This is a genomic window from Mesorhizobium sp. LEGMi-168a (genome assembly GCF_058312955.1).
Window position 1 is genome coordinate 43,822 of record NZ_JBZEGV010000018.1, and the last position, 18,725, is coordinate 62,546.

The 18,725-nt window shown below is 62.5% G+C and carries 14 protein-coding genes; 5 read left to right on the top strand and 9 right to left on the bottom strand.

The genetic code is table 11. From position 1 onward, the window contains the following. Window positions 1-491 precede the first annotated feature (491 nt). Window positions 492-2,687, top strand: coding sequence for an adenylate/guanylate cyclase domain-containing protein (locus tag AC4FWB_RS21985; protein WP_491028346.1), 2,196 nt, complete (start codon window positions 492-494; stop codon window positions 2,685-2,687). A gap of 37 nt (window positions 2,688-2,724) precedes the next feature. Here AC4FWB_RS21985 and AC4FWB_RS21990 read toward each other — a convergent pair whose 3' ends face one another. The 9 genes from AC4FWB_RS21990 to AC4FWB_RS22030 all read right to left on the bottom strand — a co-directional run bounded on the left by AC4FWB_RS21990 (window position 2,725) and on the right by AC4FWB_RS22030 (window position 13,224). Next, on the bottom strand, window positions 2,725-3,213 hold the full coding sequence (locus tag AC4FWB_RS21990; RefSeq protein WP_491028347.1) for a YHS domain-containing (seleno)protein: 489 nt from the start codon (window positions 3,211-3,213) through the stop codon (window positions 2,725-2,727). Between the two features lie 875 nt (window positions 3,214-4,088). After that, window positions 4,089-4,775, bottom strand: coding sequence for an ABC transporter permease (locus AC4FWB_RS21995; RefSeq protein WP_491028348.1), 687 nt, complete (start codon window positions 4,773-4,775; stop codon window positions 4,089-4,091). A gap of 4 nt (window positions 4,776-4,779) precedes the next feature. Then, on the bottom strand, window positions 4,780-5,487 hold the full coding sequence (locus tag AC4FWB_RS22000; protein ID WP_491028349.1) for an ABC transporter permease: 708 nt from the start codon (window positions 5,485-5,487) through the stop codon (window positions 4,780-4,782). 104 nt (window positions 5,488-5,591) lie between these two features. Continuing rightward, window positions 5,592-6,386, bottom strand: a complete 795-nt coding sequence (locus AC4FWB_RS22005) for a transporter substrate-binding domain-containing protein (RefSeq protein WP_491028350.1) — start codon at window positions 6,384-6,386, stop codon at window positions 5,592-5,594. 72 nt (window positions 6,387-6,458) lie between these two features. Continuing rightward, window positions 6,459-8,417 carry a DUF2817 domain-containing protein gene (locus AC4FWB_RS22010; protein ID WP_491028351.1) on the bottom strand — a complete coding sequence of 653 codons (1,959 nt, stop codon included), beginning with the start codon at window positions 8,415-8,417 and terminating at the stop codon, window positions 6,459-6,461. After that, window positions 8,410-9,897, bottom strand: coding sequence for an FAD-binding oxidoreductase (locus tag AC4FWB_RS22015; protein ID WP_491028352.1), 1,488 nt, complete (start codon window positions 9,895-9,897; stop codon window positions 8,410-8,412). The genes AC4FWB_RS22010 and AC4FWB_RS22015 overlap by 8 nt, the downstream gene beginning before the upstream one ends. Beyond that, window positions 9,894-11,021, bottom strand: coding sequence for a histidinol-phosphate transaminase (gene hisC / locus AC4FWB_RS22020; RefSeq protein ID WP_491028353.1), 1,128 nt, complete (start codon window positions 11,019-11,021; stop codon window positions 9,894-9,896). The genes AC4FWB_RS22015 and hisC overlap by 4 nt, the downstream gene beginning before the upstream one ends. 53 nt (window positions 11,022-11,074) lie before the next feature. After that, entirely contained in the window at window positions 11,075-12,187 is a 1,113-nt protein-coding gene (locus AC4FWB_RS22025) for a 2Fe-2S iron-sulfur cluster-binding protein (protein WP_491028354.1), read from the bottom strand. Then, the gene (locus AC4FWB_RS22030) at window positions 12,184-13,224 is read right to left on the bottom strand and encodes an aromatic ring-hydroxylating dioxygenase subunit alpha (protein WP_491028355.1); all 1,041 of its coding nucleotides are present in this window, start codon (window positions 13,222-13,224) and stop codon (window positions 12,184-12,186) included. The genes AC4FWB_RS22025 and AC4FWB_RS22030 overlap by 4 nt, the downstream gene beginning before the upstream one ends. Before the next feature lie 127 nt (window positions 13,225-13,351). On the opposite strand from AC4FWB_RS22030, the gene AC4FWB_RS22035 reads away from it, so the two are divergent. The 4 genes from AC4FWB_RS22035 (at window position 13,352) to AC4FWB_RS22050 (ending at window position 18,700) form a co-directional block, all read left to right on the top strand. After that, entirely contained in the window at window positions 13,352-14,281 is a 930-nt protein-coding gene (locus tag AC4FWB_RS22035; RefSeq protein WP_491028356.1) for a LysR family transcriptional regulator, read from the top strand. A gap of 459 nt (window positions 14,282-14,740) precedes the next feature. Further along, the gene (locus AC4FWB_RS22040; RefSeq protein WP_491028357.1) at window positions 14,741-14,962 is read left to right on the top strand and encodes a DUF680 domain-containing protein; all 222 of its coding nucleotides are present in this window, start codon (window positions 14,741-14,743) and stop codon (window positions 14,960-14,962) included. A 786-nt stretch (window positions 14,963-15,748) separates the two neighbouring features. Next, window positions 15,749-17,131 carry a cytochrome b gene (locus AC4FWB_RS22045; RefSeq protein WP_491028418.1) on the top strand — a complete coding sequence of 461 codons (1,383 nt, stop codon included), beginning with the start codon at window positions 15,749-15,751 and terminating at the stop codon, window positions 17,129-17,131. A gap of 24 nt (window positions 17,132-17,155) precedes the next feature. Continuing rightward, window positions 17,156-18,700 carry a mechanosensitive ion channel family protein gene (locus AC4FWB_RS22050; protein ID WP_491028358.1) on the top strand — a complete coding sequence of 515 codons (1,545 nt, stop codon included), beginning with the start codon at window positions 17,156-17,158 and terminating at the stop codon, window positions 18,698-18,700. Window positions 18,701-18,725 lie beyond the last annotated feature (25 nt).

Sequence of the window (18,725 nt, forward strand, 5' to 3'; positions counted from 1 at the left end):
CAACGGGTCCGAAAAACGTTCTCGGATGCAATCCGCTTCAACTTTGGTTTTGGGGGTTCGAGTCCATGGCGTGGGCAAAGAAAAAATAGACCAATAAAATCAATATTTTAAATGAGTGTTTTGGTGGGCTCGGAGGGTGTGTTCAAGTTGTTGGTTTCATAGCCCTTTTCGTGGGCACAACTCAGACATCCTTCCCGGATCGTTCCGTAACCGTTGTCGGCCGAATCAGCTGCCGCCTATGCCGACTTCGTGCCAGTTCCTGCCTTCATGTCATCGCAGGCAAGACGTCCCGAATGGATCACATCTTCGCGTTGCGCGACGACGCGATCGCGCCACTTCCCGACATAGGCAATCTCGCGAGCGTCACAATCCGGCCTATCGTCAACCTTCCTTCGAGGAACTCAGATGGCGAGTTGGTCCGAAGCAGACTCGCTATCGAACCGTTTTGGCCCTAGGATTCGGCGCGTCGTAATCGCCGGGGGCAACCTGCAATGGAACGCCGGCTCGCCGCAATCCTCGCCGCGGACGTGGTCGGGTACAGCCGCCTTATGGAGCAAGATGAGGCGGGCACCTTCACGCGCTTGCGCGCGCACCGCAAGGAACTGTTCGAGCCTGAGATCGAAAAGCACAATGGCCGCATTTTCAAGCTGATGGGCGACGGCCTTTTGGCCGAGTTCGGCAGTGTCGTCGATGCGGTTGAGTGTGCTGTCGTCCTTCAAAGAGGCATGGCGGAGCGTAACGCTGACGTCCCGACGCATCAGCGCATTCTCGAGCGCATCGGCGTGAACCTGGGCGACGTGATCGTTGAAGGCGAGGATCGCCATGGCGACGGGGTCAACGTCGCTACACGGCTGCAGCAGGTAGCCGAGGCGGGCGGCATCTGCGTGTCTCGGACCGTCGCCGAAACTGTGAAACACAAGCTCCCGTTGCAGTTTGAGTCGCTTGGCGAGCATCGCGTCAAGAACATTGCCGAGCCTGTGGCGATGTATCGGGTGGTGCTCGACGGCAGGGCGGCACGACCGCAGCCGCTCAGGTGGCCGATACGCAGGTTTGGACGATGGTCCTTCGCTGCGGCGACCGCATTCGTATTGGCGATCATTGCCGCCGCAGTCACTTGGAACGGATATTGGCGCGAACCCACATGCGCTTTGGCACCGGAGAAACCATCGATCGCGGTGCTTCCGTTCGACTATGTCGGCGAGGATCCGAAGCGGTTGCGCATCGCCGAGGGGATCGGCGAGGATGTCATTGGGAATCTGTCGCGTTTAGGCGACCTCTTTGTCATCGCGGGAAACTCCACCCGGATTTACAAGGGTGGTGTTGTCGACGTCGCGAAGGTCGGTTGTGATCTCGGCGTCACTTACGTCCTCCAAGGCAGCCTGCAAGACTCTGGGGCCAGGATTCTCGTCAAGCCACAGCTGGTCGAGGCCACCAACAAACGCCTTGTCTGGTCGGAGACTTTCGACCGAAGCCCAGATGATGTCCTCGGCGTCCAGGACGAACTGACTGCGAGCATCGCAGCAAGGCTCCTCGGCTACGAGCGGGACCTACCCGAAGAAAAAAGAAACAAGCTCCTGCGCAAGCCGCCAACCGACAACCTCGAGGCTTACGACTACTATCTGCAGGCTGAAACACTGGGCCGCGGTTGGGGTACGACCCAGAACAAGGCTCTCGCACTGTACCAGAAGGCGATCGCGCTCGATCCGAAATTCGCCGACGCCTATGCCGGCTATGCCCGGATCGTTGCCGATGTCTGGCTCTATCAACTCGAAACTGTCAGGCCGATCCCGGTCGCTCGCAAGGAGGCCTACGAGTCTGCCAGCCGGGCACTGGCACTGGATGCCGAGAACCCGAGGCCCTATTTCATCTTGAGCACTCTGCAATCGGCGGACGGCCGACATGATCAAGCCATCGACTCCGCACGCCAAGGCATTTCGCTCCAGCCTAACAACGCCGAGGGTTATGCTTATCTCGCCGGCGCCCTGACCTTCGCGGGGCGACATTCCGAAGCGTTGGAAGCGATGGAAGCTGCGCTCCGGACAGATCCGAACCCCCCGCCGCAATTCCGCGCCGAATTCGGCTGGGTTCTTTTTTACAATCACGACTATGAGAGAGCGCTACAAGAGCTGGAGAAGGCTCGCGAGGGCGGCGTGCGCTATCTCGAGACAATAGCCGCGGTCTACGTCAAGCTCGGCCGGCCTGCCGAAGCGCGCGCCACGGTGCGAGAAATGCTCACGGTCGACGACACGGTAAACCTTGAACTCCTTCGGGTGCAGTATTCGCACTTCAAGCGCAAGGAGGACCTGGATCAGTTGATCGACGCCCTGCGGGAGGCAGGGGTGTCGGAGTGGCCGTACGGCTACCGCGGACAGCCGGAACTCCGTCTCAACGCCAGCGAGGTCACGGCCTTGACCTTCGGCCGGAGGTGGAAAGGCCAGCGCCTTCACGTTGGTCAGTTCGTGCAGGAGGTTAGCCAGAACGGGACGCTTGCATACCGTGATCAAGGCAATCTGTTAACAGGTAGCGCTTGGGTAGACGGGAACGCGCTTTGCCTGCGAAGTGAGGCCGTGCTCATGGACCGCAAGCATTGTGGCGGTGTATACCGAAATCCCGTTGGAACGCCCTCAAGGTGGGACGAGTACATGTACGCAAGTCCCCGCGGTATCTATAGATTTACAGTAGAGTGAAGTAGCTTTCAAATCCAACGCAAGCCATAGTATTCGGCTAGTCGGTCAGATGGGCCTTGATGACCCCCCACTGGGAATCGGCCTTTTCGATCTCCTCGCCAGCATGGCTTTCCCACTCCAGCAGCCCCTCTTGCGAGGCATTGAGGTAGAGCTTGCCCTCGACGATCCGCCACGCCTCGGGGTTGGCGTTGGCCGTGGACCCATCGACCATGGCGTCCGAACAATACCCGCCATATTGAGGAGCATATTTGACCGGATCGGCCGCGAACAGATCACGGTGCTTGGCACTGGCAAAGTGCCAAGTGGCGCCGAGCCATGTGTAGCTGAACTCATCCGATCCTCTGACCGCCTTGGCATCGGTGAAATAGGCGACCGTATCATAGCCCCGGATCGCAATCCCGTCTGACTGATTGATCAAATCCTTCGCGCGAGCCAGACTGGGCACAGCGAGCAGGCCTATAAACAGCGCCAGAAGCGTTGGCGCCAGAATAAGGCGACACAAAGCCTTTCGAGACAGACCCAACACTCCCAATCGCCGCTCTGAGTTCAGCGATCTACCAGGGCAGCAGACATATCCCATGCTCGAAGTATGCGCCGCTCGCGCGGGTAAATCAATTGACCAGTGAACAGCACCACCTCCATGATAGTTTGTGCAAGGCGGAGGTACGGGAATAGCTGCCTATTTAGGTACGGCGTGAGACGTGCGGCGCGCGGGAGCGCTGCTGGCGCGATTGAGTCGCTTCAGCGACCATGCTGAACTGCAGGATCCCATCCATGCCGGACCTTCGTCGGGTAGTCAGAAAGGTCAGCAACGGGTCAGAACTTCCGGTTCGGCAAGGACGCGTTTTCATGGAACTGGGTCATTTTGTGTCGCCACGACGCAAGCCTCGCGTGTCGACCATGAAGCCTGCAGCGCGCCCCCTATGGACTTCCGCTTCTCGGTGACCGAGGGGGGTTCGAGTCCAAACTGCGCGATCAGCACAAGTCAAAAAATTAAATAAAATCAATAAGTTAAGTTGTTGGTGGGCCCGGAGGATGTACTGAAGTTATTGACTTTATTGCGTTTTTCGCGGGCAAAAATCGGAAGCCTTCCCGTATTGTTCCGTATGGTCCGCCACTAACGACCGCTAGCCAGGATAGGACCGCTCAAAAGCGGCGGGGGGAACTGCTGCTTCGGCCCCAGAGCTTCCCGACGGCGGTCGCGTCATCGCCGACATCTGCCGAAATCCGAAATCCCCATAGCTCACCGCCTGCGGCCCGCGGGTTCCTTCCTCGGGGACTTTCGTACGCCTGCCGGCGCCCGAAACTCTTCACGAAAGCAGAACGTCCGCCTTCAGGATAGTCGGCCAGAAAGCCGACCGTTGGCCAACTGCAGTCTGATATTCCGCAATCGTAGTCGCTTCACCGTGTCTGGTGGCGATTGAGATGGCGCTCCAGCAGGCGCACCAGGGTGATCAGCAGCAGATTGGTCGCCAGGTAGAACGCGCCGGCAATGGCGAATATCTCGAATACCGCAAAGGTCTGGCTCATCAGCCGCTTGGCGTAACCCGTGACTTCCAACACGGTGATCGTCGATGCAAGGCTGGTGCCTTTCAGGGTCAGCACCAGTTCATTGCCATAGGCAGGCAACGCCTGGCGGATGGCGAGCGGAAACTCGATGCGGCGGAAGCGCAAGGCGCGCGACATGCCGCAGGCCTGCGCTGCCTCGACGAGCCCCGCCGGCACCGACATCAGGCCGCCGCGCAAGATCTCCGACGTGTAGGCGGCGGTGTTGAGCGCCAGCGCCAGCACCGCGCAGCGCGCGCCATCGCTCACCACCCACCACAGCGCCGCGTTGTCTTTGACGAAGGAGAGCTGGCCGAGGCCGTAGTAGAACAGGAAAATCTGCACCAGCAGCGGCGTGCCGCGAAAGACTGTGCTGTAGCCTTTAGCAAAGCCGGAAACGAGCCTGTTCGACGACAGACGCATGATGGCGAGCCCAAGGCCGAGATTGAAGCCGATCAGCACCGACAGGAAGGTGAGGATGGCGGTGACCTTCAGCCCCTTCAACAGCACCGGAACCGCCTGCTGGATGAGTTCGAGGTCCATCGGATTACTTTCTTGAGCGGAGCCTGAGCACACGTCCGGCCTGGTCGATGCCGGCCTGGCTGATCAGTGTGATCGCGAGATAGACGATCGCCGCGATGAGATAGAAGATGAAGGGGTGGCGGGTTGTGTTGGAACCGATGAAAGCCGTGCGCATCAGCTCCTGAAGGCCGACCACCGAGACAAGGGCTGTGTCCTTGATGGTGACCTGCCAGACATTGTTCATGCCGGGGATGGCGATGCGCAGCATCTGTGGCAGGATGATGCGGCGGAAGATGCGTAACCCGGGAATGCCTAGTGCACGGGCCGCCTCGATCTGGCCTTGCGGGATGGCGGCGAGCGCGCCACGCACCACCTCGGTGGAATAGGCGCCCGAGATAGAGCCGATGGCGATGACGGCAATGACGAAGGCATAGCCGCTGTCGGCAAGACCGGCATAGCCGAAGGCCGCCGCCACTCGCGCCACGAACTCGACCGAGCCGAAGAACAGCAGGTAGATGATGAGCAGTTCCGGTACGCCGCGCACCAGCGCCGTGTAGCCGTCCACGACATAGGTCAGCGGACGCACGCGCCCCCATTTGATCAGGCCGCAGATCACGCCGACGACGAAGCCGCCCAGCATGGCGGCGATGGCGACGGCGATAGTGATTGTCGCACCACGCAGGATGGCGCCGACCCAACCGCCTTCCCATACTTGCCAAAGACCAAATTCCATGAGGCCCAAGCCTTCCGATATCAATTCGCCCGGACGTTGCCGTCTCAGGATCGGGTCGAGACGACCGCCCGCGCCTGGTCGCGCGGACGGTCGCCTCCGGGTTCTTACTTGCAAGGACGGGAAATGTCCGACTTGAACCACTTCTCGCTGGCCTTGCCGATCGAACCGTCGGCAACCAGCTCGCACAGCGCCTTGTCGATGTCGGCCTTCAGCGCGGTGTTGTCCTGAGCGATGCCGACGCCGATGCCTTCACCCAGTGATGGGTCGAAGGTGCTCTGGATCTTCACGTCGACGAGCTGGAAGTTCTTGCCGTCCGGCTTGTCGAGGAAGTCCTGCAGCGCCGAAGCATCGGCGAAGGCGGTGTCGACGCGGCCGGACGCCAGGTCGATCTGCATCTGGTCGAGCGTGTCGTAGGTCCTGAGGTCGGCATTGGGCACGCGCTTTTCGAGGAAATGCGCATGGGTGGTGCCGGCCTGCACGCCGACCTTCTTGCCGTCGAGCGACTTGAGCAGCGTGTCGATGTCCTTAATGCCGGCGAGGTCGGAGTCCTTCGGCGCCACGAACATGTTGGCGAGCTCAGCGTAGCCGACGCTGAAGTTGATCTCCTTCTTGCGCTCGGCGGTGATCGACATGCCCGAGATGATGACGTCGAAGCGCTTGGCCTTCAGCGCCGGGATCAAACCGTCGAAGGCCTGCACGACGAAGTGGCATTTCTTCTCGAGCTTGGCGCACACCAAGGCGCCGACATCGGCGTCGAAGCCGGTGACGTTGCCGGAGGCATCGGCCATGCTCCAGGGTGGATAGGCGCCTTCGGTACCGATTGCGAGGTCGCCCGCTGCGAAAGAACTATTCATTCCCGCGGCGAGGAAGGCGAGCAGTGACAAGACTTTCAGTTTCATTGAGTTCCCCATTGTTGAACGTTTGTGGTGTGCATCGGGCTTGCGCCCTGTTGCTCCTTGATTGCGCCCTGGTCAGAGCGTCCGGGCCAGGAACTGGCGCAGGCGTTCCGAGCGCGGATTGGCGAACAGCTCCGCCGGCGCTCCCTCCTCCTCCACCTTGCCGCGGTGGAGAAAGAGGATCTTGTGCGAGACCTCGCGCGCGAACTGCATCTCGTGCGTCACGAGCATCATGGTGTTGCCCTCCTCGGCGAGCTGGCGGATGACGCGCAGCACCTCGCCGACCAACTCGGGATCGAGCGCGGAGGTCGGCTCATCGAGCAGGATGACCTTGGGCCGCATGGCGAGAGTGCGGGCGATGGCAGCCCGCTGTTGCTGGCCTCCGGACAGCTGGCCGGGATACTGGTCGTGCTTGTCGGACAGGCCAACCTTCTTCAGCAGCGCATGAGCGTGCTCGACCGCCTCGTCGCGGCGCTCCTTCAGCACGTGAACGGGCGCCTCGATGATGTTTTCGAGCACCGTCAGGTGCGGCCACAGGTTGAAGCTCTGGAACACCATGCCGACGCGGGCTCGGATGCGCTCGACCTGCCGCATGTCGGCCGGATGAGCGCGTCCGTCCGAGGTCTTCTTCATCCTGATCTCTTCGCCATCGACGATGATGCGACCGCCATTGGGTTGCTCGAGCATGTTGATGCAGCGCAGGAAGGTGCTCTTGCCGGAACCGGATGAGCCGATCATCGACACGACCTCACCGGCGCTTGCCGAAAGGTTGACGCCGCTCAACACCTCGACCTGGCCGAAGCGCTTGTGGAGGTCGAGCACCTCGACCGCCGGTGGCGGCCGCACCGCCGCGGCCGCCGGGTGCGGCTGGACGATGCTGGTCACCGCGACCGGTTGCGGCCTGCCCTCGTTGGCAGCGTCCACGGCCTTGAGATCGGCCAAGGCACGATCGAAATAGCGCAGGCTGGTGGCCAACGCGTTCCACTGCCAATCGGCATCCTCAGGGATAAAGGCGGCGCGCAACGTCGCCTTGATGCGCTGGCCGAGCGGCGAATCGACCTTGCCATAGAGGTGCAGCCAGTTGTCGGCCTGCACCGCGTCCATGACCGCGGCGCCGTCGAGCGTACCGCATTCGACAACCAGCGGCAGCACGCGTGCATCGGGCATCGCCTTGCGCACGGCCGCCGAGACATAGCCGGTCGCGGTGGCGGCGATGCCGGTGTCGGTCTTGGCGTCCCGGCCGGTCAGCACCACCGAAAGCGCCGGGCCAAACACGGATTTGCCCCACGCCAACCCGTCATGCTCGCTTTCGGCGACCGAGAGCAGGGCCGGATAGCCATAGGACCCGGCGCCGGTATGCATGTCGAAGACCACGACATGACGCGCCCGTGCGGCGAATGTGGTCAGAATGTCGTTGAGCGTGCGGTTCGACCAGACCGGTCCGGCACCGCCATAGAACAGACCGTCCGGAAACTGGTACTGACCCGCCTCGACGATGGGCGCGATGCCGGCATGGCCGCCGAGCCGCTTCCTCGCCGCTTCCAGTGCCTCGTCGGCCCGGACGCGGTCCGGACCTTCCCATTCATGGCAGACCAGCGCTGCGTGAAGATCGGCATATTTTTCGTTCTTCGGCGCGCCGGCCTGCCAGTCGATGAAATTGCGGTTGAGGTCGACATTGTCCTCGTTGACGCGTCGCGACCAGCCCGTGCCCCAGGGGTTGATGAGGTGGACGGCGAGGATTGCCGTATCGTCCGGCAGCCGCCACGGTGTGTTCTCCTCCAGCCAGGCCGTCTGGCAGGCCGAGCCGAACTGGCCCTCGACGCCATGCGTGCCCGAGATCAGCACCATCAGCCTGGGCGCGCTGCGGCGGCCGATGAAGGCGACATCGGTGGCCAGCACTTCGCCGGCCGGGCCGTGCAGGGGATGCACATATTCCGTCAGCTCGGCACCGGCGCGCTGGGCGGCGTTGCGGAAACGCTGGCGAAGTTCGGCAAAGCCGACCGAATAGGAGCGCGCCGCGGCTACATCACGCATGGGTTTCTGCTCCGTTCTGGTTGCTGTCGTTGGCGGGCAGCGAGGCAAGGGACAACACCTTTCCCGGGTTCATCAGCGAATGGCCGTCGAGCGTGTCCTTGACACGCCTCATGAGCCTCAGCTTGGTCTGGTCGGCGGTAGCGATCAGCGAGTGAATGCGCTTGGAACCCACCCCGTGCTCGGCCGAAAACGAACCGCCGAGGGCGGCAAGATCGGCGTAGAGCACCGCCTCCACCGCCGCCGCGAGTGGCTGCGGCAGGGGCCCGCGGCGGTTGAGCACGATATGCAGGTTCCCGTCGGCGAGATGCCCGAAGACGTAAGGTTTCAGTTCAGGGTCGATAATGGCCAGCCCCGCGAGGATCCTCTCGACATATCCGTCGATCTGCGAAAGCGGCACCGACACGTCGTAGGAAGGCGCTGCCGCGTGGGCTCGGTAGATGACGTCGGTGTCCTCGCGAAGTCCCCATAGCGCCTCTTCCTGTCGCTTCGAGCCGGCGACGATGCCGGTCGTTTCAGGATGGCGCTCCAGAATATCGCCGAAGAGCTTTTCGAACTGCGCGCGCAGCGCTTCCTCGCGCCCGCCGCCGAGCGCCAGCAGAAGATAGATCGGCCGGTCGAGCTCAAAGTCGGGTTCCGACCAGCCACGCGCGGACGCGGTGAGACCAATGAACGACCGCCACAGCGCCTCGGCCGCGCGAAGCTGGCCCGTTTCGCTGTCGAGCGCCAGGCGGATGAGGTCCAGCGCCGCCGTGACAGATGGCAGGCCGAACAGCGCCGTTGCCGTCGCGCGCGGGGTGGGATCGAGCTTGAGCACCGCGCGCGTTACGATGCCGAGCGTGCCTTCCGCGCCGATGAAGAGATGCTTGAGGTCATAGCCCGCGGCATTCTTCACCACCCGGGTCATGTCGCGATAGACGCTGCCGTCGGCCAGGACCGCCTCGAGGCCGAGTACCCGGTGGCGCATGACACCGTTGCGGAAGGCCATGACGCCGCCGGCATTGGTCGAGATCATGCCGCCGATGGTGGCGCTGCCGCGCGCCGCAAGGTCGATGCCCGGTTCAAGCCTATGCTCGGCCGCCGCCTGCTGCAGCGCCTCCAGGACTGCGCCCGCCTGGACGACGGCCGTGCGCTCGAGGGCGTCCAGCCGCTCGATGCGGTTCATCCGGTCGAGCGAAAGCACGATCTCGCCGGGTTCGGAAACGCTGCCACCGACCAGCCCGGTGCGTCCGCCCTGGGCGACGACCGGCACGCCGTGCCGGTTGCACAGGCGCATCACCGCGGCAACCTCATCAGTCGAAGCCGGGGCGACGATGATGCCGGCGCCGAGATTCTCGGGGTTGGCGCCTGGATCGATATCGGCGGCCGCGCCCATGCGCAAATGACGCGCGCCGACGACCGCGCGGATGTCGTCAAGAAGCGCATGCGGGACTGCCGCGGGCGCGTGCTGCAATCCGGCTCGGCTGACGCGCTGGCCGTTCATTGGCGCGCGATCCTTGCGAGCGCGCCGATCAGGCGGTCATTGTCGGCGGGTGCGCCGATTGTGGCGCGCAGATAGGTTTCATAGCCCTTTTCGCGCCACGCCTTGACGATGATGCCTTCCTGGAGCAGGGCGCTTGCAAGGGTCGCGCTGTCGCCGCCGCAATCGAAGAACAGGAAATTCGTCTGGGAGGACGCGACCTGGAATCCGAGGTCCTCGAGGACAGCGCCAACGCGTGCGCGTTCGCCGCGCAGGCGTGCGACCGATACCTGCATCCATGCCTCGTCGCCGAGCGCCGCGATGGCCGCGGCCTGCGCCGCGGCATTGACATTGAAGGGTGTCTTGGCAGCCGCGACCACGCGCGCCAGTTCGGCGTCGGAACAGACGGCATAGCCGACGCGCAGCCCCGCCAGCCCGTAGGCCTTGGAAAAGGTGCGCAGCACGACAAAGGAAATGTCGCTCTCCCGCAACACCTCCAGTCCGTCGGGGCAGGAGTCGTCGGCGAATTCGAAATAGGCTTCGTCGAGCACGAACAGCGTGCCCGGCCTGACCGCCGCGATCAACCGCTGCAGCGATCTCCGGTCGAGCGCCGGGCCGACGGGATTCCATGGCGAGGACAGGAAGACAACGCGGGGACGAGTGGCGATGGCCTGCTCGAGTGCGGCGAGGTCGAAGCCGAGGTCGTCGGTCATCGCCACTTTGGTGACGACCGCGCCCTGCGCCAGCGGCTCGATCTCATGCAGGCCGAAGCTCGGGATCACCGTGACCACGCTTGCTCCGGGCACAAGCATGGCGCGCGAAACAGCGGCGATGAGCTCCTCCGAACCGTTGCCGGCGACAATGGTGTCCGGCTCGACCGCAAGCTTTCGCCCCAAGGCAGCGCGCAGGGCTGCGCAGGCGGGATCGGCGTAACGCCACGGCTCCAGCGCCGGTGAGGCCAGGGCCGCGAGGACGGCCGGCGAGCATCCGTCCGGGTTTTCATTGCTGGCGAGGCGCGCAATGTCGTCGCGGCCCGAGATCGAACGGGCGACCGCGATGTTCATGCCGGCATTGTAGGGCGGCAGGGCAGCGACATTCGGGTTGAATGCCAGGCGATTTTGCGAAGCGGTTTTGGCTGATTTATCCACGCCGATGCTTCCGTTCTCAAGGGGAGTGCGTACTGTCACGGGCTTCCATCCCGTCAAAGGTCCAGGACAACTGATCCTCTTGGCTTGGAGCAGCACAGCAGGACTTCGCCGAAGGCCAGTTCGTCCAACGGCTCCTCGAAATAGGCGACCTCGCCTGAAACCAGGTGCGACTTGCAACTGCCGCATATGCCGGCACGGCAGCTGAAATCGGGGGAAAGACCCTGGTCCTCGGCGAAAGCGAGCAGCGATTCGGCGGTCGGGTCCCAGACGGCCGTGCGGCCCGACTTGCGGAACTCCACCGTCATGGCTCCCGCAGGAACCGCCGCCGGTGCCGGTGGCGGCGTTACGCGAACCGGTTCGGCCGGTGTTTCCAGCACGGTCGCCGGGCCGAAGAACTCGTAGGCGATGCGCTGCCGAGGCACCCCGAGCCCACGCAGCAGGCCGTGCACGGCCTGCATGAAGGGCGAAGGGCCGCAGAGATAGAAGTCGTAGTCGTCGAGCGGCAGCAGCCGCTGCACCAGCTCGCGCGTCACCACGCCCTCGCTGTGGTGGCGGCCTGCGGCCTTGTCCTCTCCGGTCGGGCAGCGGTAGCAGAAATGCGCCGTGATGCCCCGCCGCGAGGCGGCCACCGCTTCGACCTCGTCACGCAGGGCGTGCACGTCGCCGTTGTCGCAGGCGTGGACGAAGAATACCTTCCGCTCCGTGGCGGCCAGCGCAAGCAGCATCGCGACCAACGGCGTCAACCCGACGCCGCCGCTGAGCAGCACCGCGGGCCGCTTGCTGTCGCCATCGAGCACGAAGTCGCCGCGCGGCCCCTCCGCCAAAAGGACGTCACCGACCTCGACACGATCGTGCAGATAGCAGGAGCTGACGCCGTCGGGCACATCGCCGTTCGGAGCTGCCTCGCGCTTGACCGTGATGCGGTAGCTGCCCTGCTGCCGCGGCGAGCACGACACGCTATAGTTCCTGAGCACGAAGTCGTTGCCGCCTTGGACGGGCATGCGGAAGACGAGGAACTGGCCTGGCTCGAAAGGCCGCCAGCCTTCCGCTTGCACCGGCTCCAGATGGAACGAGGTGATGGTGGCGCTTTCACGCACCTTGGCCACCACCTTGAGTTCGCGAAATCCGCTCCGGCGTGCGCTGACGGCGGCGCTGTAGGCGTTCATTCGGCGGCTGCCAGCTGCTGTTCCTCGGCCGCGATAAGCCGGGCCAGGTTGCGGCGGAAGCGCAGCGGGCCAACGTCGATCTTCAGGTCGAGATTGGGCGTCCGCATGTTGGCCATGCCCTTGTGCACGGCATTGAGCACCACGCGGTCCTCGTCGAAGGCTCCGCGCACAGACTTGGCGAACTGGCGCGAGATCTCCTCGTCGTCGGGCGCGAAATTGCGCATCTGGAACCAGTAGTACCTGGTGTGGTTCTCATCGACGGGGGTCATGAAGTTGTAACTGTCCATCAGGAAGACATCCTCATGGTAGGGCTTGCCCTCGCCGCCGGTGTTGGCCGGCACGAAGATCGCCTTGATGATGGCGTGGCTGGGATAGCGTACTTCGTAATGCTGCTTGCGGTCGCATTTGCCGGAGAATTTGAGGTAGGGCGCGTAGAACGGCGCTGGCTCGACGTCGACCATCCAGCGCCAGACGGTGACGCCATCCTCGCCGACGGTGGTTTCGAGCGGGGCTTCTTCGGCGGCGGCATTGCCGAAGGAGCTCTGGTGAACCCAGGCGACGTGCGAGGGATCGAGCAGGTTGTCGGTCATGTAGAGATAGTTGCATTCAAGCATCATCGACTCGCCGCGATTGACGCCCCACGCGGGATCGTCCCAATGCTCGACCTGGAAGATTTTGGCCGGATCGGCCTTGGCCGCGTCGCCCATCCAGACCCAGAGCAGGCCGTAGCGCTCGGCAACCGGATAGCTGCGCACCTGTGCCACATGCGGGATCTTCTCCGCGCCGGGAACGCGAGTGCAGGTGCCGGTGCAGTCGAAGGTCAGGCCATGATAGCCGCATTCGACATCGTCGCCCTTGATGCGCCCCATCGACAGCGGCAGCTTGCGGTGCGGGCAGGCGTCCTCGAGCGCAGCTACGACACCGCTGGTCTTGCGATACAGGACGATGTCTTCGCCGAGGACCTTGACCGGCTTCAGTTGATTGCGGCCGACCTCGTGATCCCACGCGGCAACATACCAGCAATTCCTGAGAAACATGACCGCTTCCTCCCCTGAGACACCCGTCCTTCGGGAAAGGTTCTAGTGTCGCTGCTGCGACGCAAAAAGTGCTTGCAGCTGGCTTGTATTTTAGAAAAACTAAAACAAATATCCGGAAGCAGCCGTCGTGAAGACCCCGCCACCCTTGCGCGCGATACAGGCGTTCGAAGCCTTCGGACGTCTCGGCAGCGTTACGCGCGCGGCCGAGGAGCTCGGCGTTTCGCCCGGCGCTGTCAGCCAGCAGATCCGCAAGGCTGAAGAAGTGCTTGGCATACACCTCCTGGAGCGACGTGGCAGGACGCTCACGCTGACCTCGTGGGGGCGGCTCTACCACACCACGGTGTCGGAGGGCTTCGATCGTATCCGGGAGGCTGGAGAACTGCTCGAGCGGGCGCGCACTGAGAGCGCGCTGACTGTTTCATGCCTGCCCTCGCTCGCCAGCAAATGGCTGGCGCCCCAGCTTTTCGACTGGCAGGCGCACCATGTGGGAGCGACGGTGCGACTGATCGGCGCCGAGGCCGAGGCGCGATTCGGCGAGGAGCAGCTCGACTTTCGCATCTCCTATGGCGCAAAGAATCGCGACTACGACCACTATGTCGAACTGTTCACCGACTGGGTGGTGCCGGCCTGCTCGCCGGCGCTGCTAGAGCGACTGCCGCTGCGCAAGCCGGTCGATATTCTCGAACGGCCTTTGCTGGCAATCGAATGGGCACGCGAGCATCGCTCGCCGCCGACCTGGAGCGAGTGGGCAACAAGCATCGGCGCGAAATACCGCAAGACGTCGGGCGAGGTTGCATTCTCGCTGTCGAGCGCGGCCATCGACGCAGCCATTAACGGCCGCGGCTTCGTGCTGGCGCAATTGTCGATGGCCAGGGACGACATTTCCTCCCGTCGGCTGGTTGTGCCGTTCAACCTGCCACTTCGACTGCCCGATCCCTATTTCCTTGCCTGGGATCGATCGGCGCTGCAAAAGCCCCATGGCGCGGAGCTTCGCGCCTGGATCGTCTCGATCGCAAATCGCCAAGAGGCGCAGTATTCGGGACTGCGGCCCGCTTAGCCGACTCTGCCACGAACTAGCGAGGTGCTGAAGCCGTGTTTTTCGCAATAAAATAATCAAAGGTTATGGTAGGCCCGGAGGGTGTGCGACTTCCAAGGAAACTCAATGGCTTAGCGGATGGTTAGCCAACCCATATCCTTCGTATGATCTCGTATGGTCTGGCGAACCGAAGGATCGGCAGGAGGACTAATTTTCCGAGCAAGCAGTGTCTCTATCCCACGGCATGAGTGCGACTGGTTTGGGGCCGAAACCGAAAACGGCCGCTTTTCGGGCGATCAGGCGCGGCGCCGAGCACCTGCAGGAACACGCAAATCCGGCGATCCATAGCTGCATCATCTCCTCACCTTCGGCGCTTGCCATCCGATGCTTCCGTATGGGTCCAACCAACCGGTCGTCTGATCGTCCGGCCTTCACCCGCTCCGTATCATGCTGGCGCACAGTCCAATATGGAGAAGGATAATGAAGCTCATCACGCTTGCAGCCGCCTCTGTTCTTGTTTCCCTGGGAACCGCCCTCGCCGGCAGCGACCACTATGGGTCGGAGAACGCGACAGCCTCGGATAAGTCGCAAACCTCCTCGACCGGGATGGTCGGCGGACGTGCCCGACACGACGTCGGGCAAGCGGTGCGAAAGCCCGTGCCGCCGAACGACAAGTACGGACAGGGCGTTTGGGGGCGCTAGTCCGCAAGACAAACCGAATTGGGCTGCTCGATCTTCCTCCCGATCGGGCGGCTCAAACCGCCGGCCGCAGCGGGCGGCACTGAGCCTGACCATACGCAGACCGCCCAAAGATCGCCGGACTGTGTTCGATAAGCCGGCGGTAGCGGAAGAGGCCGAGTGTCCTGTTTTTGGCTCGGAAGCGACGCGACCGAACTCCGGTCCCCACATCCGAGGTTCATACTTTTCTGAATTGGTCTCTCAAATCAAAAGTGTGAGGGCTCCGCGCCACTCATTCGCCATTGCACGGTTTCCGCAATCGACGTCCCTCGAGCAGGCAAAAATCGAACCTGGCCAGACCGCGACCTGCGATCGCAATCGTTGGCACGCAAGCATGTCTCCCCGACAATCCCTCCCAGTCGTTCGTTGAGGAACCATAGACCAAGGTATGGAACGCACGCGTCCTCGGCACGATGGCTTGCACCTGGGAAAACTTGGCATCGTTCGGTCCTCTGAAGCCCGACAGAAGGAGAAGCCGAAATGACACTGCGTTTGGCCCTTTCGAAGGTGCTGCAAATCCTCCCGAGGCTCTGGGGGGTCGACGCATCAGAGCCGGCGAGGCACGAGAGCGGTGAGCAACTTGCTCGCGCGAAGGTCGAGCGAATTTACACACGCAACGGGGTCAGAGTTTCCATCTCCCCCAAGACCTATCGAGATCGCGGGTGAAATTCGCTCCGCCTGCAGCGGACGGCGGCGGGGCGAGGAGTCTTGGCCGATCTTGATACCAGCCAACGAACCAGAGGCGATGCGATGAGCGGTGAACATTCGACTTATGTGCCCAAGACCAGGGTCGGACGCTGGTTCGACGCCCGCCTGCCGCTACCGCGGCTGGTGCACGATTCCTTCATCGTCTATCCCGTTCCGCGCAACCTGAACTACGCCTACACGTTTGGCGGCATCCTGACGATGATGCTGGCATCGCAGATCGTGACCGGCGTCGTGCTGGCCATGCATTATGCGGCCGACACCACGCTGGCGTTCAATTCCGTCGAAAAAATCATGCGCGACGTGAATTCCGGCTGGCTGCTGCGCTATCTCCATTCAAACGGCGCATCGTTCTTCTTCATCGCGGTTTACACCCATATCTCGCGCGGCCTGTACTACGGATCGTATAAGGCGCCGCGTGAGCTGCTGTGGGTTCTTGGTTGCACCAACTTGCTGCTGATGATGGCGACGGCCTTTATGGGCTACGTGCTGCCGTGGGGGCAGATGTCGTTCTGGGGCGCTACGGTCATCACCAATTTCTTTACAGCTATCCCGGTGGTCGGGGACAGGATCCATCAGTTGCTGCTCGGCGGATTCGCAGTCAACAATCCCACCCTCAACCGCTTCTTCGCCTTGCATTACCTTCTGCCGTTCATGCTTGCCGGCGTGGTGGCGCTGCACATCTGGGCTCTTCATGTCGTCGGCCAGAACAATCCAACCGGTATCGACGTGAAGTCAAAAACCGACGTCGTGGACTTCACCCCCCACGCCACCGTCAAGGACGCGTTCGGAGCCCTGATTTTCCTTGTCGTGTTCACCTATTTCGTCTTCTACATGCCGAATTATCTCGGGCACCCGGATAACTACGCCCCCGCTGACCCGCTGAAGACACCGGCCCACATCGTGCCTGAATGGTACTTCCTGCCGTTCTACGCGATCCTGCGCGCCATCACCTTCAACGTAGGGCCGATCGACTCGAAGCTCGGCGGCGTGCTCGCCATGTTCGGCGTCATTGCCGTGCTGTTCTTCGTTCCTTGGCTCGATACATCGAAGGTGCGCTCGGCGGTCTATCGTCCCTGGTACAAGCGGCTTTTCTGGTTGTTCGTAGCCAATGCGATCTTTCTCGGCTGGCTCGGATCCAAGCCGGCTGAGGGCTGGTACGTCCCGGCAATGCAGGTATCGACCCTCTACTATTTCGCGTTCTTCCTGGTCGTCATGCCGCTATTGGGCATGATCGAGAAGCCGCGGCGCTTGCCGGGCTCGATTACCGAAGCAGTCCTCGAGAAGAACAGGATGGACAGCGATCCTGGTCGGGAAGGTTGGATGGCCAGACGCCCTAGTCGAGGCTGTGGCTGTCGTGATCACAATCGAGCGCGCGGCAGGGCCTCTGCCGACCGCGGTTCGCTCAGGGTTGGACGCATTGGTTGAGGCTTCGGTCGAAGCGGGTTTGTCATGGACTGGTCGAGCGCTCCCCCTCTCTATATGGTTCTCGTGGGTGCCACCGGAATTATCGTCTGGTACCTCATTCCACAGGCCCTCACCAACACGAGGCTGATCGTTCAGATCGCCTTCTTTCTTACGATGTCGGTTCTCCTTCTGGACGGGGCCGTTGTCCCCTACGAGTTAAGCCGAGGCAGTGAGACAACTGCGGAGGCGATACTCTTCGGAGCGGCGAAAGTGCTCTGGTGGGTTCACCTCGCATGGGCGCTGATCGGCTTCGTCCGCATCTTTCTCGTCGTCGAGGGGAAGCCACGCGAGGCGCGCCTCCTGCAGGACCTTGTCGTCGGCGTGGTCTATGTCGGGATGGTGCTGTCGGTTCTCGCCTTCGTCTTTGGCGTGCCGGTCGGAACGCTCATCGCCACGTCGGGCGTCTTTGCCGTCATCCTGGGACTAGCCCTGCAGAATACGCTGAGTGACGTATTTTCGGGTATCGCGCTAAACCTCGGCCGCCCCTTTGTGCTTGGAGACTGGATCGTTCTGAGCGACGGCACCGAAGGCCGAGTCGTGGAGACCAGTTGGCGCTCGACCCAAGTGCTCACCTGGGCCCACAATGTCGTGGCGCTCCCCAACAGCTTTCTAGCCAAACTTGGCTTGACCAATGTGACCAGGCCAGACGAAAGCCATGGACTTTCTCTGGCCATAAGACTGGCGCCCACGAAGATGCCCTCTGTCGTGGCGGACGTGATGAGCACGGCCTTGCTGAGCTGTAACTCCATCCTGAAGGAGCCGCCGCCCCTGGTTGTCATTCGGGATTTGAATGCCGTGGCGATCGAGGTCGCCTTGCTCGTTCACGTCGCGAATGTTGGCCAGCGGATCACGGCGCGAAACGAAGTCTTCGATCGCGTCTATCGCCATGCCAAGGCCGCTGGCTTGCTACTGGCGGCGCCTCCCTCTTCCATTGCCATGAGCAACCTGCCGGCCGAAGAGACGGCGATGCCGTCGCGCGTTACCCCAATCGACCTCATGAGAGCCATTCCGATATTCTCGACGCTGACAGACGACGAGCAGGAGGCCCTTGCCGCAACGAGTTCGGTTCGCACCTATCGAAAGGGCGACATCATAGCGCGACAGGGCGAGATGCTGCCGTCTCTCATGATCGTTCGATCAGGCGTTATCGGTCGGCAACTTGGCCAGGGCGATACCCGCATACAGGATACGGGCCGTCTCGCGCCCGGCGACTTCTTCGGCGAGACGGGTCTGCTCGCCGGTATGACCGAGACGTCGACATTGCAGGCAATGACCCATGTCGTGGTCTACGAAATAGACCAGCAAAGCCTCGCCCCCTTGTTGCTCGCCCGGCCCGAAATGGCCGAAGATCTCGCGGCAATGCTGGCGATCGCGATCTCAGCTTCAGGCGAAAATGGCACAACCGCTTCGCAGCACGAGAGTTCGCGGCCAACTCTGCTTAAGGCCATTCACAACGTGTTTCGCAACATGCCGATCAGGCGCACCTTGAATGCCGACACGCAGCCTTCACAAGAAGGGAAAGCGCCCTGACCATTCACAAAGTCCCGTCGAAGGC